Genomic DNA, 21,507 nt, shown 5'->3' with positions numbered 1-21,507 from the left:
CCTTTCGTCATGCACACCCATGCATCATACGTGTCGTATGATGCATGGTATGACGACAAAAGAGCGGGTTACGGTCACACTTCCTGCCGACTTGCTGGCGGCGGCGAAAGCCGCGTCCGCCGGCAACCTGTCCGCCTATGTCGAGCGTGCCCTGCGCTTCGAAGCCCTGCGTGAAGCCGGGGACGCGATAATTGCCTGGCGCGGCCGGGATGCCGACGACATCGAGGAGTTCGCCGACGTGTTCGGCGAGGAGATCGCGTGAACCTCGCACGTGGGCAGGTCTGGGAGATTCCCCTGGCCACCAAGGTCCGAGCCGTCGTGATCATCGAATCCGATGCCGCAATCCGCGCTTTGCCGGGAACTCTCGTCTGCATGATGATCGACCAAACCGGGGGCGCTCCCGACACGGTGGTCACCGTGCCGATCACCGAACCGATCGAGGGCGCAGCCGTCGCCGTCGACCTGGTGTCACTCACCGACAAGCGCATTCGTTCCGGCGCATTCCTGGGAACCGTCGACGCTGCCGTCATGACCCGCCTGTCCGCGGCCCTGCGCGTCGTGCTGGAACTCACCGACTGACCGGCGACCTTCCCCTCCGGAGGAGGAATCGCTGCGTGCCCCGACGGCGCCGTTGCCGTCGGGGCGACTGTCGACGGCCCGATCATCGCGCCGCCCGCCCGTGACACACGGTTACCTTCGCGGCCGGGGAGCAGGTGCGTCCGGCAACCGGGCGGTCTTGCTCAGGGGTCTCATGGGCGTCATTCGGGCGTGGGGTCGCGTTCGCGGGGATGCGGGTGTTCCGGTCGTGATTGCCGGGTACAGCAGATCGGGAAAGTTACGGGAGGGCCACACTGGGGGCCACGAGTGGGCCCGGAATCGGGACCACGCGAGGGATCGAAGGAGTGCGTGCGATGGCTACCACTCTGCAGGAGGACGACGCACAGGCCCATGTACACGGCGTGTGCTTCAAGACCGGCCCGCCGGCGCGGGTCGGGATCGAACTGGAATGGATCGTGCACGACGGCGCCGACGCCCATCGGGAGGTGGCGCCGGAGCGGCTGGACGAGGCCCTGGCCCCCCTGGAGGCGCAGGGGCTGCCGTTCGGCAGCAGATTGACCCGCGAGCCGGGTGGGCAGGTCGAACTGAGTTCACCGCCCGCCGACACGCTCGCCGGATGCGCCCGAGACCTCCGCGCCGACATGACGGCCCTGGAGCAGGCGCTGGCCGCCGGCGGACTCGTACTCGCGGGCCACGGCCTGGAGCCGTATCGAAACCCGGCACGCGTGCTGGACCATCCGCGCTATCGGGCGATGGAGGCGTACTTCGACCGGGACGGCTCCTGGGGCCGGATGATGATGCGCGGCACCGCGTCCGTGCAGGTCAACCTGGACGCGGGCGACGAGAGCGCGGGCCTTCGCGGCTATCGATCGCGCTGGGAGTTGACCCACCGGCTGGGCCCGGTACTGGTCGCCGCGTTCGCCAACTCACCGCTGTGGCAGGGCAAGCCGACCGGTTGGCGGTCCACCCGGCAACTGGTCTGGGCCCGGATGGACCCCGGCCGTACCCGGCCGCCCGGCCCGCCGCCGGGCATCGACGGCGACCCGCGCGCCGCGTGGGCGCGCTACGCGCTGGACGCGCCGCTGTTGTGCCTGCGCGGTGCCACGGCGGACGGCTGGAACGCCCCGGAGGGGTTGACCTTCCGCTCCTGGCTGCGCGGTGTACCCGGGATGCGGCCACCCACCCTCGACGACCTCGACTACCACCTGACCACCCTCTTCCCGCCGGTGCGTCCGCGTGGCTGGCTGGAGTTGCGGATGATCGACGCGCAGTGCGGCCGGGACTGGATCGTGCCCGCCGCGATGGCCGCCACCCTGCTGGACGACCCGGTCGCGGCCGAGGCGGCCTGGGCGGCGACCGAGCCGCTGTGCGCCGACGGCGAGACCGTACCGACCGAGGCGGTCTGGCGGCGCGCCGCCCGGATCGGCCCCGCCGACCCGGTGCTCGGCAAGGCGATCCTCGCCTGCTTCGCCGCCACCGAGAATGCGCTGGCCGACGCCGACGCGCCCGGCCCGGTCCGTGCGGCCGTCGCCGAATTCACCCGGCGCTACGCCGAACGGGGCCGATGTCCCGCCGACGATCTGCTCGAAAGGACCTGTCGATGACGTCGCTGAAGCCGTCGGAAACCTCGACATCCGCGAAATCGATAGCCGAGGCCGCGCTGGCGCGGGCCCGGCGCCGGACGCTGGCCCTGACCGAGTGTCTGACCGACGAGGAACTGATCGCCCAGCACTCCCCGTTGATGTCGCCGCTGGTCTGGGACCTGGCGCACATCGGAAACCAGGAGGAGTTGTGGCTGGTCCGCCGGGCCGGCGGCCGCCCGGCGCTGCGCCCGGACCTGGACGCGCTGTACGACGCGTTCCGCCACCCTCGCGCGAACCGGCCGGCCCTGCCGCTGCTCGCGCCCGATCCGGCCCGGGACTACGTCCGCGAGGTGCGGGCTCGGGCGCTGGAGGTGCTGGAGGGCGCCGACTTCGACCCCGATGGTGATCCGCTCCTGGCGCACGGGTTCGTGTTCGGCATGCTCGCCCAGCACGAGCAGCAGCACGACGAGACCATGCTCGCCACCCACCAGCTGCGCGCCGGACCGGCCGTCCTGGACGCCCCCGAACCGCCCGCCGCGCCGCCGGACGCGGCCGGGTTGCCGCGTGAAGTGCTGGTCGCGGCGGGGCCGTTCGAGATGGGCACCGACACCGACGGGTGGGCCCTGGACAACGAGCGGCCCGCGCACACCGTCGAGGTGGCGGCGTATTGGCTGGACACCGTGCCGGTGACGAACGCGGCCTATCTGGAGTTCATCGCCGACGGCGGATACGACCGGGACGAGTGCTGGACCCCGGAGGGGCGCCGGCATCGGGACGAAGCCGGGCTGCGCGCACCGCTGTTCTGGTGGCGCGACGGTGACACGTGGCTGCGCCGGCGGTTCGGCCGGACCGAGCCGGTGCCGCCGGACGAGCCGGTCGTGCACGTGTGCTGGTACGAGGCCGACGCCTACGCGCGCTGGGCCGGGCGGCGGTTGCCGAGCGAGGCCGAGTGGGAGAAGGCGGCGCGGCACGATCCGGCCGAGGGGCGGTCGCGGCGGTATCCGTGGGGCGACGCCGAGCCCACGCCCGAGCACGCCAACCTCGGCCAGCGGCATCTGCGGCCGGCGCCGGCCGGGGCGTATCCGGCGGGCGCCGCGCCTTCCGGGGCACGGCAGTTGCTCGGCGACGTCTGGGAGTGGACCGCCTCCGACTTCACCGCCTACCCCGGGTTCGCGGCGTTTCCCTATCGGGAGTATTCCGAGGTGTTCTTCGGGCCCGGCCACAAGGTGCTGCGCGGCGGCGCGTTCGGGGTGGACGAGGTGGTCGCCCGGGGCACGTTCCGCAACTGGGACCTGCCGATCCGGCGGCAGATCTTCGCCGGATTCCGCACCGCGCGCGACGCGGCGCCCGGGGAGGCGGGCTGATGTGCCGTCACCTGGCCTATCTGGGGCCGGAGATCCCGCTGGCGTCGGTGCTGGTGGAGCCGACGCGCGGGTTGTACGAGCAGTCCTGGGCGCCGCGCCGGCAGCGGTACGGGACGGTCAACGTCGACGGGTTCGGCTTCGGCTGGTATCCCGACGCGGGCCCGGACGCGGATCCGGCGGACGTCGAACCCGCCCGCTATCGGCGCGCGTTGCCGATCTGGGCCGACCCGAACCTGCCCGACCTGGCCCGGACCGTGCGCAGCGGGGCGTTCCTGGCCGCCGTGCGCAGCGCCACCGCCGGCACCAGTCAGGAGGAGGCGGCGGCCGCGCCGTACCGGGACGGCGTGTGGTTGTTCAGCCACAACGGCGCCGTCCCGGACTGGACCCGGCTGCCGGTCGGGCCCGCGCTCGATCAGGCCGCCCTGCTGGAGCTGGAGGCGCGCTGCGACTCGGCGCTGATCTGGGCCCTGCTCGCGCGCCGGCTGCGGCAGCGCGAGCCGGTCGGCGGCGCGCTGGTCGACGTGGTCCGGCGGATCGCCGAGGTGCGTCCGACGGCCCGGCTCAACCTCCTGCTCACCGACGGCCGGACCGTGTTCGCCACCCGCTACGCGGACACCCTCTGGTACCGCACCGGTCCCGGCCGGGTCCTGGTCGCCTCCGAGCCCGACGAGCACCCGGACGCGACCTGGGGCCCGTGGCAGGAGGTACCCGACCACTCCCTCCTCGTCGCCACCCGCGACGGCGTCCGCATCGCCCCGATCCGTCCCGTGCGACCCGTCGCCGCACGTCCGTCATCCGCACCACAGGAACGGCGTCCCATGAACAGCCGATTCACCCTCGACCACCGGCTGCCGGCCGACTACTTCGACACCACCCTGCGCGCCGACGTGCGCCACGGACTGACCGCGCCGAGCAAGTCGTTGCCGCCCAAGTGGTTCTACGACGCGCGCGGCAGCGAGTTGTTCGAGGAGATCACCCGGCTGCCCGAGTACTACCCGACCCGCGCCGAGCAGGAGATCCTGACCCGACGCGCCCCCGAGATCGCCGCAGCGACGCGGGCCCACTCGCTGATCGAATTGGGCTCGGGCTCGTCCCGCAAGACCCGGCTGCTCCTGGACGCGCTCACCGCGGCGGGCACGCTGGAGCGCTATGTGCCGCTGGATGTGAGCGATTCGGCGCTGGTCCAGGCCGGTGAGGCGCTGTGCCGCGACTATCCGGCGCTGCGGGTCGCGGCCACGGTCACCGACTTCGAACACGAACTCGCCCTGGCGGACGAGCCGGGCCCGCGCCTGCTCAGCTTCCTGGGCAGCACGCTCGGCAACCTCGACCCCGCCCAGCGCACGGCCTTCTACCGCATCCTGCGCCGCGCGCTGAGCGCCGACGACACCCTGCTGCTCGGGGTCGACATGGTCAAGGACCCGGCCGTGCTGGTCGCCGCCTACGACGACGCCCAGGGCGTCACGGCCGAGTTCAACAAGAACGTCCTGCACGTGCTCAACCGCGAACTCGACGCCGACTTCGACCCCGACGCCTACGACCACGTGGCGCTGTGGAACGCGGCCGAGGAGCGCATCGAGATGCACCTGCGCTCCAGGACCGACCAGACGGTCAAGATCCCGCCCCTGGACCTGTCCGTCGACTTTGCCCGGGGCGAACACCTGCGCACCGAGATCTCCACCAAATTCCGCCGCGAGCCACTGGAAGCCGAACTCGCCGAGGCCGGCTTCACGATCCGCCAGTGGTGGACCGACCCCCAACTCCGCTTCGCCCTCCTCCTGGCCGTCCCGAGCAGCTGACCCGGGCGACGCCGCCAGAGAACACCGAGACGGACCGGACCCCGCCGGGGTCCGGTCCGTCTCCACGGGTGCGGCGCTCAGTAGCTGGTGGCGACCGGCTCGCGGGCTTCGGTTTCGGGCTCGGCGGCGGCCTCCCGGGGCTCGTCGCCTCGGGTGCGGAGGGCGAAGAGGGCTCTTGTTGCGGTGACCGCGGTGAGGGCGGCGCCGAGCATGTGGGTGAGGACCATCCACTCGGGGAGGCCGTTGAAGTATTGGATGTAGCCGATCAGGCCCTGGGGGATCAGGACGGCGAGCAGCCACCACACGCGCGTTTGGGCGGCCCGGGGGGCGTCGGTGACGCGCAGGGCCAGGGCCAGGGCGACGGCCGCGCCCAGGAGGAGGAAGGCCAGGTCGGCGTGCAGCCAGGCGATCTGGTCGATGTCCACGTCGAAGCGCTTGGCCTTGAGGTCGCCCGCGTGCGGGCCGGAGCCGGTGACCACGGTGCCGATCACGATCAGGGCACCCGCCAGGCCGAGGGTGCCGTAGCCGAACCAGCGGATCTCGGGGCGGACCAGGAATCGGGCCGGCGCGTCGCCCTCGCCGGAGCGTTCGTACAGCGCCACCGCCGACGCGATCAGCAGCATCGACAGGAGCAGGTGGCTCGCCACCGCCATCGGGTGCAGGTCGGTGAGCACGGTGATGCCGCCGAGCAGGGCCTGGCCGACCACCGTGCCGATCTGGATCCAGGCCAGCGTGGTGATGTCCTTGCGGCGCACGGTCATCCGGTACGCCGCCACCACGCACGCCACCGCGATCGCGCCGACCACGTAGGTCAGCATGCGGTTGCCGAACTCGATGTACGCGTGGTGGCCGACCGCCTCGTGCGGCGTCCAGTTGCTCGTGTCGCTGTCGCATCGGGGCCAGGTGTCGCACCCCAGGCCCGAGTCGGTGAGTCGGACGAGACCGCCCGTGACGACGATGCCGATCTGCGCCACCAGGTTCGCGAGGAACACGCGGCGCGCGACGAGGGGGGAGACGGCCTGCAGACTCATGCGCGACATGCTACGTCGTGAACGAATTCACAAGCGCACCAGGGGTGTCGGTCGGGGCACGCGGCCGACCCCCTCCGGGCGTCACTCCCAGCGGAAGAAGCGCGCCGCCGCGCCGAGGCCCAAAACCGCCCAGACCGCCAGGATGGCCAGATCGCCCAGCGGCAGACCCGATCCGTCCCGGAGCACGTCGCGCAGCCCGTCCGACAGCGCCGAGATGGGCAGCAGCGCCAACGTGTGCTCGACCCCGGAGGGGAACTTGTCCAGCGGCACGATCACCCCGCCGCCGAGCAGCAGCAGGATGAACACCAGATTCGCGCCCGCCAGGGTCGCCTCGGCCCGCAGCGTGCCGGCCATCAGCAGGCCGAGCCCGGAGAACGCCGCCGTGCCCAGGAGCAGCAGCAGGATCACCCACACGGGGTTCCCGTGCGGCGACCAGCCCAGCCCGAAGGCGATCGCCGTGAGCAGCGCCACCTGGAGGATCTCCACCACCAGGACACACGCGGTCTTGGCCACCATCAGCCCCCACCGGGGCAGCGGGGTCGAGCCCAGCAGCTTGAGCACACCGTAGCGCCGCTCGAACCCGGTCGCGATCGCCTGCCCGGTGAACGCGGTCGACAACACCGCCAGCGCGAGCAGCCCCGGTGCCAGGAAGTCCACCCGGTCGCCGTCCCCGGTGTCCACGAGGTCGGCCGAGCTGAACACCACCAGCAGCAGCGTCGGAATGATCACCGTCAGCAACAGCTGCTCGCCGTTGCGCAACAACATCCGGGTCTCCAGGGCGCTCTGCGCCAGGATCATCCGCCCCAGTGGCGCCGCGCCCGGCGCGGGCGTGAACGTACCGCGCGTCTCATCCTGCGTCGTCGCAGCCTTCGCCACCGCGCTCAACTCCGCAGCTCCCGTCCGGTCAGCTCCATGAACACGTCCTCCAGGCTGCGCCGCTCCACCGTCAGCCGCTCCGGCATCACCCCGTGCTGCGCACACCAGGAGGTGACCGTGGCGAGCAGTTGCGGGTCTATCTCGCCCTCGATCCGGTACGCGCCGCGCGAGACCTCGAACGCCTTGGCGCCCTCGGGCAGCGCGTTCAGCAGCGAGCCCATGTCCAGACCGGGCGGGCCGGAAAAGCGCAGCGAGTTCTCCGCGCCGTCGTGGCACAGCGCCTCGGGCGAGCCGGACGCGATCACCCGGCCGCGGTCCACGATCGCCACCTCGTCGGCCAGCTTCTCGGCCTCGTCCATCAGGTGTGTGGTGAGCACCACGCTCACCCCGTCGGCGCGCAGCTCGCGCACCAGGTCCCAGGTGGCGTGCCGGGCGTGCGGGTCGAGGCCGGCGGTCGGCTCGTCCAGGAACACCAGTTCGGGGCGGCCGACCACGGCGAGCGCGAGCGCCAGGCGCTGCTGCTGGCCGCCGGACAGCCGGCGGTAGGTGGTGCGCCCGCACGAGCCCAGGCCCAGGCGTTCGATCAGCATCGCCACGTCCAGGGGGTGTGCGTGCAGTTTGGCGACGTGGCGCAACATCTCCTCGGCGCGCGCTCCCGAGTACACGCCCCCCGACTGCAACATCACCCCGATCCGGGGCCGCAGCGCGGCGGCGTCGCGCACCGGGTCCAGGTCGAGCACCCGGACCTCGCCCGCGTCGGCGCGCCGGTAGCCCTCGCAGATCTCGATCGTGCTGGTCTTGCCGGCGCCGTTGGGGCCGAGCACGGCGGTGACCCGGCCGCGTTCGACGGTGAGCGAGAGCCCGTCCACGGCGGTCTTGTCGCCGTAGCGCTTGACCAGGCCCGTGAGCGCGACTGCCGGCGACGAGGAGTCCATGACGAGTCAGTCTAGAAAGCCCCGGGCACCCCTCGTGCCGGGGCCGGCGAGAACGGCCGGAACACCGCGGGGCTGACGGGACGTCAGATGAATCCGCAGGTCGAACGCCATGCCGAGAGGAGTGTGATGTTAGGTACACCTAAGTGATGGACTCCACGCGGACGCCGTTTGGCCTGGCGCACTATTAACGCAACAATGGTGTTGTGGAAAACGCGCGGACGAGCGAAGAGGCACCGAGGCGGGCGACCGTCCCGGGTGCCGGCACGCCCGAACACGACGGCCACGAGGGCACCCGGCACCGGGTCACCCGGTCGATCGTCGAACACGGCCCGTCCACCGCGGCGGACCTGGCCGAGCGGCTGGAGCTGACCCCGGCGGGGGTGCGTCGGCACCTCGACGCACTGCTCGCCGAAGGTGTGCTGGTGGCCGGCGAGCAGCGCGTCTACGGGCGCCGGGGCCGGGGTCGTCCGGCCAAGCTGTTCGCGCTGACCGACGCCGGCCGCTCCGGTTTCCACCAGGAATACGACGAGCTTGCGGCCGAGGCGCTGAGCTTCGTGGCCGAACGGCTCGGCACCGAGGCGGTGGCAACTTTTGCCCGCGAGCGGCTTGCCGCCCGTGAGGAGAGGTATCGTCCCTCGGTCGAGTCCGCGCCCACCGGGGAGCGGGCCCGAGCGCTGGCCGAGGCGCTGTCCGCCGACGGGTATGCCGCGAGTGCGCGGCCCGCACCCGGCGGAGAGCAGCTCTGCCAGCACCACTGTCCGGTGGCGCACGTCGCCGAGCGGTTCCCACAGCTCTGCGAGGCCGAGGCCGAGGTGTTCGCGCGCCTTCTCGGCACGCACGTGCAACGGCTGGCGACCATCGCCCACGGCGACGGCGTCTGCACCACGCACGTTCCTGCTGTACAGGCTGAAACGGCCGGTCCGACCGGTCGCAGGACCGGCTCGTCCGGTCCGCCGGCCGCACCCCCCGTTTCGAAAACCAGCGAAGACCAGAATCCGCCGCGCCGGGGCCCCTCCCGTTCGCGGGAATCGACCGCCGCCGACCCGGCTTCCGGGAGGACTACTTCATGACCACCGACGCTCGCCCCGAGCTCGAGGGCCTGGGCACCTACGAGTACGGCTGGGCCGACTCGGACACCGCCGGCGCCTCCGCGCGCCGGGGCATCTCCGAGGAGGTCGTCGCCGACATCTCGGCGAAGAAGTCCGAGCCCGAGTGGATGTTGAAGCAGCGCATGAAGGGCCTTCGGCTCTTCGGCAAGAAGCCCATGCCGACGTGGGGCTCCGACCTCTCCGGCATCGACTTCGACAACATCAAGTACTTCGTCCGCTCCACGGAGAAGCAGGCCGCCTCGTGGGAGGACCTGCCCGAGGACATCAAGAACACCTACGACCGGCTCGGCATCCCGGAGGCGGAGAAGCAGCGCCTGGTCGCGGGCGTCGCCGCCCAGTACGAGTCCGAGGTCGTCTACCACCAGATCCGCGAGGACCTGGAGGAGCAGGGCGTCATCTTCCTGGACACCGACACCGGGCTGCGCGAGCACCCGGAGCTGTTCAAGGAATACTTCGGCTCGGTCATCCCGACCGGCGACAACAAGTTCTCCGCGCTGAACACCGCGGTGTGGTCGGGCGGCTCGTTCATCTACGTCCCGCCGGGCGTGCACGTGGAGATCCCGCTCCAGGCCTACTTCCGGATCAACACCGAGAACATGGGCCAGTTCGAGCGCACGCTGATCATCGCCGACGAGGGCTCCTACGTGCACTACGTCGAGGGCTGTACGGCGCCGATCTACAAGTCGGACTCGCTGCACTCGGCCGTGGTCGAGATCGTGGTCAAGAAGAACGCCCGGGTGCGCTACACGACCATCCAGAACTGGTCGAACAACGTGTACAACCTGGTGACCAAGCGCGCGGTGGCCCACGAGGGCGCCACGATGGAGTGGATCGACGGCAACATCGGTTCCAAGGTCACCATGAAGTACCCGGCCGTGTGGCTGCTCGGCGAGCACGCCAAGGGCGAGACGTTGTCGATCGCCTTCGCGGGCGAGGGCCAGCACCAGGACGCGGGTTCGAAGATGGTGCACTGCGCCCCGAACACCTCGTCCAACATCGTGTCCAAGTCGGTGGCGCGCGGCGGTGGCCGCACCTCCTACCGCGGCCTCGTGCAGATCGAGGAGGGCGCGCACGGCTCGACCTCGTCGGTCAAGTGCGACGCGCTGCTCGTGGACACGATCAGCCGCTCGGACACCTACCCGTACGTCGACGTCCGCGAGGACGACGTGTCGATGGGTCACGAGGCGACCGTCTCGAAGATCTCCGACGACCAGCTGTTCTACCTCATGAGCCGCGGCATGACCGAGGACGAGGCCATGGCGATGATCGTGCGCGGGTTCGTCGAGCCCATCGCGCGCGAACTGCCCATGGAGTACGCCCTCGAGTTGAACCGCCTGATCGAGCTTCAGATGGAAGGGGCTGTGGGCTAGTCCATGGCTGCGAACACCAACACTCCCGGTAGCACCACCGCCGGATCGATCGCCGTGCGCGAGGCCGGGGCCGAGAACGTGCTCGCCGGCCCCGGCACCGGCCGCTCGGTCGCCCAGCCCGCCGACGCCCGCCAGGTCGCCGCCGCGTCCTACGACGTGGCCGACTTCGCCGTGCCGACCGGCCGCGAGGAGGACTGGCGGTTCACCCCGCTGGCCCGCCTGCGCGGTCTGCACGACGGCACCGCGGCCGCGGCCGAGCGCGGCGAGGTCACCGTCTCGGTGACCGCCCCCGAGGGCGTCACCGTCGAGACGGTCGACCGCTCCGACGCGCGCATCGGTCGGGCCGGCAAACCCGTCGACCGGGTCGCGGCCCAGGCGTACAGCTCGTTCGAGAAGGCCACCCTCGTCGTGGTCGGCAAGGACACGCAGCTCGCCGAGCCGATCGTGATCGACCTGCGCGGCGCCGGCGGCACCGCGTTCGGGCACGTCGCGATCGAGGTCCAGCGGTTCGCCGAGGCGACCGTGGTGCTCGACCACTCCGGCTCCACGACCTACGCGCAAAACGTCGAGTTCATCGTCGGCGACGGCGCGAAGCTCAAGGTCGTCTCGATCCAGGACTGGGACGCCGAGTCGGTGCACGTGGGCGCGCACCTGGCCCGGGTGGGCCGGGACGCGTCCTTCACCTCCGTGGTGGTCACCCTCGGCGGCGACCTGGTCCGGCTCTTCCCGCGCGTGGTCTACGACGCCCCGGGCGGCGACGCCGAGCTGTACGGCGTGTACTTCGCCGACGCCGGCCAGCACCTCGAACACCGCCTGTTCGTCGACCACGACGTGCCGCAGTGCCGCAGCCTGGTCACCTACAAGGGGGCCCTGCAGGGCGCCGACGCGCACACCGTGTGGATCGGCGACGTGCTGATCCGCGCCGCGGCCGAGGGCACCGACACCTACGAGCTGAACCGCAACCTGGTGCTCACCGACGGCGCCCGCGCCGACTCGGTGCCCAACCTGGAGATCGAGACCGGCGAGATCGCCGGCGCCGGACACGCCAGCGCGACCGGCCGCTTCGACGACGAGCAGCTGTTCTACCTCCAGTCGCGCGGCATCCCGGCCGACGAGGCCCGCCGCCTGGTGGTGCGCGGCTTCTTCGCCGAGGTGATCGCCCGGGTCGGCATCGCCGACCTCCAGGAGCGGCTGATGAAGCAGATCGAGGCCCGCCTCGAGGGCGGCGCCCGATGAGCTACCTGAAGGCGTGTGCCGAGGGCGACCTGCACGAGGACACACCGCTGCGCGTCGTGCTCGACGACGTCCCGGTGACCCTCGTGCGCACCGAGGGCGACGTGTACGCGATCAACGACGTGTGCTCGCACGCCAACGTCTCGCTGTCCGAGGGCGAGGTCGAGGACTGCGCGATCGAGTGCTGGCTGCACGGCTCGCGCTTCGACCTGCGCACCGGTCGCCCCTCGGGCCCCCCGGCGAACCTGCCGGTCCCCGTATACCCCGTGAAGATCGACGGCGGCGCCGTCTACGTCGAAGTGAACCAGGAGTCCTGAGTCCGTTATGGCAACGCTTGAGATCCGCGACCTGCACGTCAGTGTGGACGCCGAGAACGGTCCGCGCGAGATCCTGCGCGGCGTCGACCTGACCGTGAAGCAGGGCGAGACCCACGCCATCATGGGCCCCAACGGCTCCGGCAAGTCGACGCTGGCGTACTCGGTCGCGGGACACCCGAAGTACCGCGTCACCGGCGGCAGTGTGCTGCTCGACGGCGCGGACGTGCTGTCCATGACCGTCGACGAGCGGGCCCGCGCCGGCCTGTTCCTGGCCATGCAGTACCCCGTCGAGGTCGCCGGCGTCTCGGTGTCCAACTTCCTGCGCACCGCCGCCACCGCCACCCGCGGCGAGGCCCCCAAGCTGCGGCTGTGGATCAAGGAGGTCAAGGAGGCCATGGAGCGCCTCCAGATGGACCCCTCCTTCGCCGAGCGCAACGTCAACGAGGGCTTCTCCGGCGGCGAGAAGAAGCGCCACGAGATCCTGCAACTGGAACTGCTGCGGCCGAAGATCGCGATCCTCGACGAGACCGACTCCGGTCTGGACGTCGACGCGCTGCGCGTGGTCTCCGAGGGCGTCAACCGCGTGCAGGCCACCGGGCAGATCGGCACCCTGCTGATCACCCACTACACCCGCATCCTGAAGTACATCAAGCCCGACCACGTGCATGTCTTCGCGGGCGGCCGGATCGTCGAGTCCGGCGGTGCCGAGCTCGCCGACAAGCTGGAGGACGAGGGCTACGAGGCGTACACCGGCAAGGGGGAGTCTGCATGACACTGCACCTGCCGGGGCTGCTCGACACGGACACGATCCGCAAGGATTTCCCGATCCTCGAACGGCTCCTGCACGACGACCGACCGCTCGTCTACCTCGACAACGCGGCGACGTCGCAGACCCCGCGTCAGGTGATCGACGCCATGACGCACTACTACGCGAGCAGCAACGCGAACGTGCACCGCGGCGTGCACGTGCTGGCCGAGGAGGCCACCGCGCTGTACGAGGGCGCGCGGGACAAGGTCGCGGCGTTCATCAACGCGCCCAGCCGGGACGAGATCGTCTTCACCAAGAACTCCTCCGAGGCGATCAACCTCGTCGCCAACATGCTGACCTGGGCGGACGAGCCGTTCAAGGTCGGTGTGGGCGCCGACGTGGTGATCACCGAGATGGAGCACCACTCGAACATCGTGCCGTGGCAGCTGCTCGCGCAGCGCACCGGCGCCCAGCTCAAGTGGTTCGGGCTCACCGACGACGGCCGGCTCGACCTGTCGAACATCGAGCAGGTGATCACCGAGGAGACCAAGGTCGTCTCGGTGGTGCACACCTCGAACATCCTCGGCACGGTCAACGACCTGGATCCGATCGTGCGCCGCGCGCACGACGTCGGCGCCCTGGTCGTGGTCGACGCGTCGCAGGCCGCGCCGCACATGGTGCTCGACGTACAGGCGCTCGGCGCCGACTTCGTCGCGTTCACCGGCCACAAGATGTGCGGCCCGACCGGGATCGGCGTGTTGTGGGGCCGGCTCGGTCTGCTGGAGGAGCTGCCGCCGTTCCTGGGCGGTGGCGAGATGATCGAGACCGTGACGATGAGCGCGTCCACGTACGCGCCCGCGCCGCACAAGTTCGAGGCCGGCACACCGCCGATCGCGGAGGCGGTCGGGCTCGGTGCGGCCATCGACTACCTGTCGGCGATCGGCATGGACCGGATCGCCGCGCACGAGCACGCGCTCACGGGATACGCGGTCGACGCGCTGAACAGCGTCGAGGGGCTGAAGATCATCGGCCCGGCCGACAACGTGGCGCGCGCGGCGGCGATCTCCTTCACCTTCGGCGACATCCACCCGCACGACGTGGGCCAGGTGCTCGACGAACAGGGCATCGCGGTCCGGGTGGGGCACCACTGCGCCCGTCCGGTCTGCCTGCGCTACGGCGTGCCGGCGACCACCCGCGCCTCGTTCTACCTGTACTCCACGCCGGCCGAGGTCGACGCGCTCGTGGCCGGGCTGGAACATGTCCGACAGTTTTTCGGTTAGTACGGGTTCGGCGGAGCAGGGGCGGGAGGCGAAGAGATGAAGCTCGACGGGATGTATCAGGAAATCATCCTGGATCACTACCGGCACCCCCACAACAAGGGGTTGCGGGATCCGTTCGACACCCAGGTCCACCACGTCAACCCGACCTGTGGGGACGAGGTCACGCTGCGCGTGAAGCTGGACGGCGAGAAGGTGCTCGACGTCAGCTACGAGGGCCAGGGCTGTTCGATCAGCCAGGCCAGCGCGTCGGTGATGACCGACCTGGTGATCGGGCACACGATCGAGGACGCGATGCACGCCGGGGACGAGTTCCTGGCGCTGATGCAGTCCAAGGGCCAGGGCGAGCCGGACGAGGACGTGCTGGAGGACGCCGTGGCGTTCGTCGGCGTCAGCAAGTATCCGGCGCGGGTGAAGTGCGCGCTCCTGGGGTGGATGGCCTTCAAGGACGCCACGGCGCAGGCGCTGCAGACGACGGAAGGGCAGAAATGACCGAGGCTCAGGCGGCCGGTGTGGCCACGCCGGAGGACGTCACCGAGGCGATGTACGACGTCGTCGACCCCGAGCTCGGGATCAACGTGGTCGATCTGGGGCTGGTGTACGGCGTGCATGTCGACGACGCGAACATCGCCACGATCGACATGACGTTGACCAGTGCGGCCTGTCCGCTCACGGATGTGATCGAGGATCAGACGCGGACCGCTACGGAGGGGATTGTGGCGGATATGCGGATCAACTGGGTCTGGATGCCGCCGTGGGGGCCGGACAAGATCACCGATGACGGGCGTGAGCAGTTGCGCGCGTTGGGGTTCAACCTGTAGCTCCTGGGCCGCTGGGCCCTTTTGGCCTCAAACGCCGGCCGGGCTGGTTGTGGTTGGGCCGGCCTGTGGATGAGGTGGCCTCAAGCGCCGGCCGGGCTGGGGCCTGCCGGCTTGGGGTTTTGGCCGGCGTTGGGTGTTGGTTGGCTGAGGTGGCCTCAAACGCCGGCCGGGCTGATTGGCCTCAAGCGCCGGCCGGGCTGATTGGCGCCGGCCGGGCTGTTTGGCTTTGGGCGTCGGCTGGGGTGGGTTTTCGGCTTTGGGTTTTGGCTGGTGTTGGGTGTGGGGTGGCGCCGGGCGGGCCTTTTGGGTTCGGCCGGCGCCGTTTGGGTTATGGGCGGGGTTGGGAGACGCCCAGGAGTTCGAGGATGTCTGTGTCGCCTCGTTGTTGCAGGTGGTGCAGGACGGCCTTGAGGTCGATGGCTGGGTCGAGGCCGATTCTGGCGCCCAGGAGTTCGGGGAGGTTCACCTGCTCCGGGACCGGGTCTACGCCGGTGTGGCGTAGGGCTCTTGCCCAGCGGGGGAGGCGGACCGTGGCGTCGCCGCGGACCAGGCGGGCCTCCAGGCGGCCCTGGTGGATCGACGAGATGAAGACCATGTCGCCTTCGTGTGCGGACAGGCCGGCCAGGATCGCGCGCAGGGACACCAGGTAGGGCGTGTCGGACCAGCGCAGTGCGGCGGGGCCGTGGCCGTGGTGCAGCCGGACCTGGCCGCCCGGGGTGACCCCGAGGGATTGGGCGAACGCCGCCGGCAGCTTGACCGGCTCGCCTTCGAGCATCGCGGTGGACACGTCCACCCGGAACGCCCACGCGCCGGTGTCCTCGCGGAAGCAGCCCGCGGTCCGGGACGGATCGCCGATCGGCGCCGACCGCCCCTTCTGGGCCGGCCGCTCCAGGGTGTCCGCCGAGCGGGACAACACCTGGCCGTTCTCCACCTGGAAGCCCTCCAGGCGGGCGATCCAGGCGGCCTGGAGCGGCGGGCGGATGCCCATCGCGGTCAGGTCCCGCTCCAGCGCGGCCAGCGGCACCGGGCCTCGGGCGCAGGCCGCGTCCAGGGTGGCCTGGGTACGGTCGGACAACTCGCCCAGCGGCGCGCTCGACAACCAGCCGTCGACCGAGGTGTGCAGGCCGAGCAGGCCGCGCAGGACCTGCCAGACCTGGATCTCCAGACCCGGCACGGTCTCGGTGTGCTTGGGGTGCAGCGTGCGCAGTTCGGACACCGTGGTCAGGACGCCGAGCCGGTCCCGGACGAAGCTCAGGTGCACCCGGACCGGCGCGCCGTCGGAGCGGCCGATGCGCTCGTCCAGGTTGCGCCGCAGGTCCCGCTCCAGGATCTTGACCTCGGCCGGCGAGGTGCCGAACTCGGCGGCCAGCGAATCCAGTTCGCGGGGTTCGTCGGTGAACAGCCGGTCCCGGGCGAGTACCCGGCGGCGCGGCTCGCTCGCCGGGAACCAGGTCGCCAGGACGATGACGAGGTCGCCACCGCCGGGCTCGCCGGCGCGCGACTGCGGCCGGTCGACGAGCATCGTGACGTCCTCGGCGGGCGCGGCCGGCAGCGTGCCGGGCACCATCTCGACGGTGGCCTCGGGGTCGGCCGCCTTCGCCTTCGTCCCCCGGTTGGTGTGCGGTACGGCGGACGGGTCCGGCGGCGCGGGCACGGACGGTACCTCCGCTGCGGGCGTCGGCGCGGAACGCGGCGGGTGGCTCGGTCGGGGCGGGATGCGCAGGCCCTCGGGGGTGCGCGGCGGGACCTCGCCGAACGCGTCCCGGCCGCCCTCCTCGTTCGGGTCGGCGCTCTCGGCGCTCTCGGCGCGCGACTCGGATCGGGTCGGCGGGGCCGTGCGCTTGCCCTTGCGGGTGAGTGCGGGGATCGGGACGTCGGCGACGGTCATCGGCGGCGTCTCGCCGAACGCGTCCACGCCGGGCGCCTCGTCGATCGTGGGCTCCTCCGCCGGCGGGACCGGGTGCGGCCGACGGTCCTCGGAGGTGTCCGTGGTGCGGATCTTCGGCACCGGCCTGGCGCCGGTCCGGGCGGCGGGCTCGGCGGCGGGCGCGTCGAGGTGGTGGGCGGCGACCTCGGGGAGGGGCTCCGTGCGGGCCTCGGCGGCCGACGTGCGCTCGGGGCGGGGCGCCGCGACGGAGGGCAGGCTCGCCCGGGTGGTCGGCGGGACCTCCCCGTAGGCGTCCCGGCCCGAGTCGGACGCATCGTCGTCGGAGTCGGCGGCATCGGCATCCGCTTCGGGCGCCTCGGCGGCGGCCGGCTCCGGCTCGGTCGCGACGGGGGCCGGCGGCAGTGCCAGCGACGCGCGCAGCCCGGACGGCACCTGCGTGAGCAGCGCGGTCAACGCGCTCCGCACCTCGTCCGTGGCGTCCTCCAGGCCGACCACGGCCGCGGTCTCCAGGGTGACCTGTGCGAGCTGCGCCATCAGCGGTACGTCCGGCGCCTGTTCGGCCAGCCAGCGCACCACGGTGCCCAGTTCGGCGGTCAACGGCTCGGGCAGCTTGACCGGACGCAGTTCCTCGTCGTCCAGGTCGCCCCACTCGTCCGGGTTGTCCCAGTCGCCGTCCTCCGGGGCGGGCGGGATCACGGTCGCCGCGGCGGGCGCCGGCTCCGGCTCGGGTTCCGGCTCGGCCTCGGGCTCCGGGTCGGCGGCCGGCTCGGGCATCGCCGCCGGGCTCGCCGCCATGCCGGACGCGTCGAACAGCGCGTCCACGTCGACCGATTCGTCGTCCTGCGGCAGCAGTCCCAGGACCTCCTCGAACAGCCGGGCCACCAGCGGCCGCACGGTCGAGGTGCCGATCTGGGTCCAGTCGCCGACCTCGCGCACCGTCGTGGTGAGCAGGTCCGCCCAGTCGGGGGTGCGCACCATCACGTTCGTCCGCGCGCCGTCGGGCCACTGGGACAGCCGGAAGCCGTTACGCGCCAACCAGGCCCCGGGCAGCAGGTCGCCCAGGCGCAGGTGCCGCAGCTCGGTGTAGGCGAGATCGGCGAGCCGTCCCGGCAGTTCGTCCCGGCCGAAGGTGTCGGCGGCACGCACCACCGGCACGCTCATCCACCACGCCGCGGGCAGATCGTCGTGCTCGAGGTAGTCGGCGACGAGTTCGGGCGCGACGAAGCGCAGGGCGGGTACGAAATCGGCCAGAGTGGCCTGGAGCCGGGGCTGCATGCAGGTCCTCCGTGACGCGGTCGGTAACCCCGACGTTAGTACCCCGGCCGGAAAGGTTCACCGGCTCCGGTGTGCGGTGTGGTGCGTGATGCGGCGCCTCGCCGCACCTCGCACCGGGAGCCGGTGGAACTCTCCGGTCGCGATCCCGACGGTCGGGTGGCGAGCCGGCACCGGGGGGTCCCGGGTCGTTGCCGTCTGTTTGCGGGACGAAACGGCGGTTCGGTTGGTTCCCCGAGCCGGGGTTCGAGCCGTGCGACGAGGGTCACGCGACGAGTTCGAGCCGGTGGCCCGGGGCGGCTGTCGTCGGGGATCGCTACCCCGCCGGCCCGGCCGGGAACCGCCCCTCGGGCATCGGGCGACGCCTTCCACCACCGTGTGCGCCGATCGAGCGCCGCCCGTGCGTCCATCGCCGGCCCGCGCCACGTTTCACCAGGGGGAAAGAAGTCGATCTCACCAACAGCGGAGACAAGGACGGCTAGTTTGGACAAAGGTCGCCGATGCCTCCGGCCGCCTCATCCGCGCCACCAGGGGAGACAGGGGGAGACGTGGGCGAAATCGCATCATCGCCGCGATTCGGGGAGTCTCCGGCCGGCCCGCTGTTGTTGTCGCTGCGTCTGTCGGCCACCGTCGAGGCCGTACCTCGCGCCCGACACGCGCTACGCGCGGTGCTGGCGGAGCGGGTTCCGCGCGCGCCCGTGGACACCCTCGAACTGCTGCTCTCCGAACTGGTGACCAACGCGGTCCAGCACTCGACGCGGGGGCGTACGGTCGCGGTCGCCGTGCTGCGTCGGGAGAACTCGATCCGGCTCGCGGTGGTGGACGACGACACGGCGCTTCCCGAAGCGGGGGGCGCGGTGGACCTGCTGGACGAGCATGGTCGCGGGTTGTTGCTCGTGGAGGCGATGGCCGAGGAGTGGGGGAGCTATCCGGTGCCGGATGGCAAGGTCGTGTGGTGTGACGTGAAGACGGTGGAGTGAGTCGGCTTCGGGTCGGGCGGTCTGGCGGTTGGGCGGGCGGTCGGTTTGTCGGCTGGGCGGTTGGGCGGTTGGGCGAAGGTGGGCGAGGGCGTACCCGGGTGTGGGTGGGTCGAACCAATAAGTGCAAAAAATGGCGCAATTGGCGTCTGCCGTGCACCCTGGCAGGAACGATTTCGGTCGCCTGTACACGTGTGCAAGGAGGATCCGTTGCGCGAACAGACCATCGGGGAACACCTCGACCGACTGGCCAGTCCCGACGTCCGGGTACGAGGGGCTGCCGCCGCGCTCCAGGCCGCGCAGGCCGCCGCGCTCGTCGAGCGGGCCGCGGCACTTGCCCTGCACACCACCGACGCCGAGGAGACGATGCGGGCGGCGCGGGCCGAGGCGGGGCGGATGCGGGAGCGGGCCATGCGCACGGGCCATGCGGCGCGGGAGGTTTCGGATCGGTCTGGGTCGGGGGTGGATTCCGCCGAAGTGCCTTTGCGGGTCGCGGCGTTGGCGGCGGATGTGATCGGGCTCGCGGGTACGGTGCGGGATGGGGCGGATGACGATGTGCTTCCGTATCTGGCTGCGGCTGCGGCCAGTGCGCGGGCTGCGCTCGAGGCTTCCGCCGCTTGGGTTTCGTTGCTTGGTGCCGATGGCGGGGGGCGGGATGTGCGGGTTCGGATGGAGCGGCATCTTTCGGCTGTCGCCGACGCGGAGGAGATCGTGGATCGGGCTCGGGCTGCGGCCTGAGGTTGGCCTCAAACGCCGGCCGGGCTGCTGAGGTTGGCCTCAAGCGTCAGTTGGGCTGAGGTGTGTTTGGCCGGCGCCGGGCTTTGGTTGGGTTGGGGTGGCCTCAAGCGCCGGCCGGGCTGATGTGTTCGGCCGGCGCCGGGCTTTGGTTGGGTTGGGGTGGCCTCAAGCGCCGGCCGGGCTGATGTGTTCGGCCGGCGCCGGGCTTTGGTTGGGTTGGGGTGGCCTCAAGCGCCGGCCGGGCTGATGTGTTCGGCCGGCGCCGGGCTTTGGTCGAGTTGAGGTGGCCTCAAGCGCTGGCCGGGCTGATGAGCGTTTGGCTGATGCCGGGGGTTGGTTGGGTTGGCGTCAAGCGCCGGCTGGGCTCCTGAGTTTGGCCTCAAGCGCCGGCCGGGCTGATGAGCGTTTGGCTGATGCCGGGGGTTGGTTGGGTTGGCGTCAAGCGGCGGCTGGGCTGAGGTGTGTGTGGCCGGCGTTGGTTGAGGTGGGGTGGCCTCGAGCGCCGGTCGGGCTGGAGTGTGTTCGGCTGGCGTTGGGCTTTGGCTGGGTTGGGGTGGTCTCAAGTGCCGGTCGGGCTGAGGTGTGTTGGGCTTGGCCGGCTTTGGTTAGGTGCGGCTGGTGAAGGTGTCGCATTTGGTGGGGTCGCCTGTGGTGTAGCCGGTTTGGAACCACTGTTGGCGTTGGGCTGCCGAGCCGTGGGTCCAGGTTTCCGGGGTTACTCGGCCCTGGAATTGCTGTTGGATGCGGTCGTCGCCTACCGCTGCCGCTGCGTCGAGGCCGTCGGCGATGTCCTGGGGGGTGAGGTTGGTGATCAGGGCTCCCGGGGGTGTGGTCGCGTGTTGGGCCCAGACGCCGGCGTAGCAGTCGGCCTGGAGTTCGAGGCGGACCGAGCCGCTCTGCGGGCCCTGGCGGTCGTTGCCGACCCTGGCCATCTGGCCGGTGAGGTCCTGGATGTGGTGGCCGTACTCGTGGGCCAGCACGTACGCCTCGGCGAACGGCCCGCCCCTGGCGCCGAATTTGGTGCGCAGCTCGTTGAAGAAGCCCAGGTCGATGTAGACCCTGCGGTCGCCGGGACAGTAGAAGGGGCCCACCGCCGAGGTGGCGCCGCCGCACGCGGTCGAGGTGCTGCCGGTGAAGAACCGGGTCGGCGCCGGCTTGTACGTCGCGCCCCGACGCCGGTACTCGTCCGTCCAGTACGCCTGCACGCTGTTCACGACCCCGACGATCCGGCAGTCGTCGCGCGCGTTGGCGTCGGTGCCCTTGCGGCACGAGTCCTGGAGCGCGCGATTGTCCGCCGGGACGGCGTTGCCCCCACCCCCGCCGCCGTCGCTCAGGCCGAGCTGGTTCGGGCTCAGGCCGAAGATCAGGCCGAGGACCACGGCGATCAGGCCCGCCGCGCCGCCGCCCACCGCGAGGCCGGGACGACGCAGCCCGCCGCCGCCCCCCGAGCCGCGCTCGTCCTCGATCTGGGACGTGTCCAGATCCGCATCGTCGTCGAACTGCATCGTGCGACCGCCAAGGCAACAGGGAATAGACGTCGGGTGACGGATATCCCTTTTCGCGGGTTTTATCGCGCCCGTCGTCTTCGCGCCGGGAGGATGCCCGGAAATTCGT

General features: G+C 71.3%; 20 protein-coding genes and 1 pseudogene. 16 read left to right on the top strand and 5 right to left on the bottom strand.

All coding sequences use genetic code 11. The annotated features are described in order from the left end of the window. The first annotated feature begins 49 nt into the window (after window positions 1–49). The 6 genes and pseudogenes from ACMXN5_RS08175 (at window position 50) to egtD (ending at window position 5,301) form a co-directional block, all read left to right on the top strand. Window positions 50–262, top strand: coding sequence for a type II toxin-antitoxin system CcdA family antitoxin (locus tag ACMXN5_RS08175; protein WP_439674689.1), 213 nt, complete (start codon window positions 50–52; stop codon window positions 260–262). Continuing rightward, a complete protein-coding gene (locus ACMXN5_RS08170; protein ID WP_439674688.1) occupies window positions 259–579 on the top strand; it encodes a type II toxin-antitoxin system PemK/MazF family toxin in 321 nt (106 codons plus the stop codon). Before ACMXN5_RS08175 ends, ACMXN5_RS08170 begins: the two co-directional genes overlap by 4 nt. A 332-nt stretch (window positions 580–911) precedes the next feature. Beyond that, window positions 912–2,162: an ergothioneine biosynthesis glutamate--cysteine ligase EgtA gene (egtA, locus tag ACMXN5_RS08165; protein ID WP_439674687.1), complete on the top strand. Its 1,251-nt coding sequence runs from the start codon at window positions 912–914 to the stop codon at window positions 2,160–2,162. Further along, complete coding sequence (egtB, locus tag ACMXN5_RS08160) at window positions 2,159–3,505, top strand: ergothioneine biosynthesis protein EgtB (RefSeq protein ID WP_439674686.1); 1,347 nt, start codon at window positions 2,159–2,161, stop codon at window positions 3,503–3,505. The genes egtA and egtB overlap by 4 nt, the downstream gene beginning before the upstream one ends. Further along, window positions 3,505–4,206: pseudogene (gene egtC, locus ACMXN5_RS08155) on the top strand (ergothioneine biosynthesis protein EgtC); the annotation flags it as partial. The gene egtB and the pseudogene egtC, both read left to right, overlap by 1 nt. Before the next feature lie 117 nt (window positions 4,207–4,323). Then, a complete protein-coding gene (egtD, locus tag ACMXN5_RS08150; protein ID WP_439677971.1) occupies window positions 4,324–5,301 on the top strand; it encodes an L-histidine N(alpha)-methyltransferase in 978 nt (325 codons plus the stop codon). Window positions 5,302–5,378: 77 nt separating this feature from the next. Here the strand turns inward: egtD and ACMXN5_RS08145 are convergent, their stop codons facing one another. From ACMXN5_RS08145 to ACMXN5_RS08135, 3 genes are all read right to left on the bottom strand, one after another. Further along, on the bottom strand, window positions 5,379–6,332 hold the full coding sequence (locus tag ACMXN5_RS08145) for a COX15/CtaA family protein (RefSeq protein ID WP_439674685.1): 954 nt from the start codon (window positions 6,330–6,332) through the stop codon (window positions 5,379–5,381). A gap of 81 nt (window positions 6,333–6,413) precedes the next feature. After that, entirely contained in the window at window positions 6,414–7,130 is a 717-nt protein-coding gene (locus ACMXN5_RS08140) for an ABC transporter permease (RefSeq protein ID WP_126641407.1), read from the bottom strand. A gap of 83 nt (window positions 7,131–7,213) precedes the next feature. Next, window positions 7,214–8,143, bottom strand: a complete 930-nt coding sequence (locus tag ACMXN5_RS08135; protein ID WP_126641319.1) for an ABC transporter ATP-binding protein — start codon at window positions 8,141–8,143, stop codon at window positions 7,214–7,216. Between the two features lie 203 nt (window positions 8,144–8,346). Here ACMXN5_RS08135 and ACMXN5_RS08130 point away from each other — a divergent pair, with 203 nt between their 5' ends. The 8 genes from ACMXN5_RS08130 to ACMXN5_RS08095 are packed head-to-tail and all read left to right on the top strand — an operon-like array spanning window position 8,347 to window position 15,018. Then, a complete protein-coding gene (locus tag ACMXN5_RS08130; RefSeq protein WP_439674684.1) occupies window positions 8,347–9,213 on the top strand; it encodes a helix-turn-helix transcriptional regulator in 867 nt (288 codons plus the stop codon). Then, the gene (gene sufB, locus ACMXN5_RS08125; RefSeq protein ID WP_078977698.1) at window positions 9,210–10,622 is read left to right on the top strand and encodes a Fe-S cluster assembly protein SufB; all 1,413 of its coding nucleotides are present in this window, start codon (window positions 9,210–9,212) and stop codon (window positions 10,620–10,622) included. The genes ACMXN5_RS08130 and sufB overlap by 4 nt, the downstream gene beginning before the upstream one ends. 3 nt (window positions 10,623–10,625) lie before the next feature. Continuing rightward, the gene (gene sufD / locus ACMXN5_RS08120; RefSeq protein WP_439674683.1) at window positions 10,626–11,858 is read left to right on the top strand and encodes a Fe-S cluster assembly protein SufD; all 1,233 of its coding nucleotides are present in this window, start codon (window positions 10,626–10,628) and stop codon (window positions 11,856–11,858) included. Next, window positions 11,855–12,172 carry a non-heme iron oxygenase ferredoxin subunit gene (locus tag ACMXN5_RS08115; RefSeq protein ID WP_078977699.1) on the top strand — a complete coding sequence of 106 codons (318 nt, stop codon included), beginning with the start codon at window positions 11,855–11,857 and terminating at the stop codon, window positions 12,170–12,172. The genes sufD and ACMXN5_RS08115 overlap by 4 nt, the downstream gene beginning before the upstream one ends. 7 nt (window positions 12,173–12,179) lie before the next feature. Beyond that, window positions 12,180–12,944: a Fe-S cluster assembly ATPase SufC gene (gene sufC, locus ACMXN5_RS08110; RefSeq protein WP_395788838.1), complete on the top strand. Its 765-nt coding sequence runs from the start codon at window positions 12,180–12,182 to the stop codon at window positions 12,942–12,944. Then, window positions 12,941–14,200, top strand: a complete 1,260-nt coding sequence (locus tag ACMXN5_RS08105) for a cysteine desulfurase (protein WP_439674682.1) — start codon at window positions 12,941–12,943, stop codon at window positions 14,198–14,200. The genes sufC and ACMXN5_RS08105 overlap by 4 nt, the downstream gene beginning before the upstream one ends. A gap of 36 nt (window positions 14,201–14,236) precedes the next feature. Then, window positions 14,237–14,689 (top strand): Fe-S cluster assembly sulfur transfer protein SufU, encoded by a 453-nt coding sequence (sufU, locus tag ACMXN5_RS08100; protein WP_396005721.1) that lies wholly within the window; start codon window positions 14,237–14,239, stop codon window positions 14,687–14,689. After that, window positions 14,686–15,018 (top strand): metal-sulfur cluster assembly factor, encoded by a 333-nt coding sequence (locus ACMXN5_RS08095; RefSeq protein WP_395788834.1) that lies wholly within the window; start codon window positions 14,686–14,688, stop codon window positions 15,016–15,018. The genes sufU and ACMXN5_RS08095 overlap by 4 nt, the downstream gene beginning before the upstream one ends. Window positions 15,019–15,346: 328 nt before the next feature. Here ACMXN5_RS08095 and ACMXN5_RS08090 read toward each other — a convergent pair whose 3' ends face one another. After that, window positions 15,347–18,181 carry a hypothetical protein gene (locus ACMXN5_RS08090; RefSeq protein ID WP_439674681.1) on the bottom strand — a complete coding sequence of 945 codons (2,835 nt, stop codon included), beginning with the start codon at window positions 18,179–18,181 and terminating at the stop codon, window positions 15,347–15,349. A gap of 545 nt (window positions 18,182–18,726) precedes the next feature. Here ACMXN5_RS08090 and ACMXN5_RS08085 point away from each other — a divergent pair. Further along, on the top strand, window positions 18,727–19,158 hold the full coding sequence (locus ACMXN5_RS08085; protein WP_439674680.1) for an ATP-binding protein: 432 nt from the start codon (window positions 18,727–18,729) through the stop codon (window positions 19,156–19,158). Window positions 19,159–19,365: 207 nt separating this feature from the next. Continuing rightward, window positions 19,366–19,893, top strand: coding sequence for a hypothetical protein (locus tag ACMXN5_RS08080; protein WP_439674679.1), 528 nt, complete (start codon window positions 19,366–19,368; stop codon window positions 19,891–19,893). Window positions 19,894–20,498: 605 nt separating this feature from the next. On the opposite strand, the gene ypfJ is transcribed toward ACMXN5_RS08080, so the two are convergent. Beyond that, window positions 20,499–21,398 carry a KPN_02809 family neutral zinc metallopeptidase gene (ypfJ, locus tag ACMXN5_RS08075; RefSeq protein WP_439674678.1) on the bottom strand — a complete coding sequence of 300 codons (900 nt, stop codon included), beginning with the start codon at window positions 21,396–21,398 and terminating at the stop codon, window positions 20,499–20,501. Window positions 21,399–21,507 lie beyond the last annotated feature (109 nt).

Source organism: Embleya australiensis, from assembly GCF_051903075.1.
In the GTDB taxonomy this organism is placed as follows: Bacteria; Actinomycetota; Actinomycetes; order Streptomycetales; family Streptomycetaceae; genus Embleya.
This window is presented reverse-complemented; position numbering and strand designations above follow the sequence as displayed.

Bases quoted from the DNA above. Each gene is read 5' to 3' on its own strand.
- ACMXN5_RS08175 (WP_439674689.1), top strand. From the start codon at position 50: ATGACGACAAAAGAGCGGGTTACGGTCACACTTCCTGCCGACTTGCTG.
- egtA (WP_439674687.1), top strand. From the start codon at position 912: ATGGCTACCACTCTGCAGGAGGACGACGCACAGGCCCATGTACACGGC.
- egtB (WP_439674686.1), top strand. From the start codon at position 2,159: ATGACGTCGCTGAAGCCGTCGGAAACCTCGACATCCGCGAAATCGATA.
- egtD (WP_439677971.1), top strand. From the start codon at position 4,324: ATGAACAGCCGATTCACCCTCGACCACCGGCTGCCGGCCGACTACTTC.
- ACMXN5_RS08145 (WP_439674685.1), bottom strand. From the start codon at position 6,332: ATGAGTCTGCAGGCCGTCTCCCCCCTCGTCGCGCGCCGCGTGTTCCTC.
- ACMXN5_RS08140 (WP_126641407.1), bottom strand. From the start codon at position 7,130: ATGATCCTGGCGCAGAGCGCCCTGGAGACCCGGATGTTGTTGCGCAAC.
- ACMXN5_RS08135 (WP_126641319.1), bottom strand. From the start codon at position 8,143: ATGGACTCCTCGTCGCCGGCAGTCGCGCTCACGGGCCTGGTCAAGCGC.
- sufB (WP_078977698.1), top strand. From the start codon at position 9,210: ATGACCACCGACGCTCGCCCCGAGCTCGAGGGCCTGGGCACCTACGAG.
- sufD (WP_439674683.1), top strand. From the start codon at position 10,626: ATGGCTGCGAACACCAACACTCCCGGTAGCACCACCGCCGGATCGATC.
- ACMXN5_RS08115 (WP_078977699.1), top strand. From the start codon at position 11,855: ATGAGCTACCTGAAGGCGTGTGCCGAGGGCGACCTGCACGAGGACACA.
- sufC (WP_395788838.1), top strand. From the start codon at position 12,180: ATGGCAACGCTTGAGATCCGCGACCTGCACGTCAGTGTGGACGCCGAG.
- ACMXN5_RS08105 (WP_439674682.1), top strand. From the start codon at position 12,941: ATGACACTGCACCTGCCGGGGCTGCTCGACACGGACACGATCCGCAAG.
- sufU (WP_396005721.1), top strand. From the start codon at position 14,237: ATGAAGCTCGACGGGATGTATCAGGAAATCATCCTGGATCACTACCGG.
- ACMXN5_RS08095 (WP_395788834.1), top strand. From the start codon at position 14,686: ATGACCGAGGCTCAGGCGGCCGGTGTGGCCACGCCGGAGGACGTCACC.
- ACMXN5_RS08090 (WP_439674681.1), bottom strand. From the start codon at position 18,181: ATGCAGCCCCGGCTCCAGGCCACTCTGGCCGATTTCGTACCCGCCCTG.
- ypfJ (WP_439674678.1), bottom strand. From the start codon at position 21,398: ATGCAGTTCGACGACGATGCGGATCTGGACACGTCCCAGATCGAGGAC.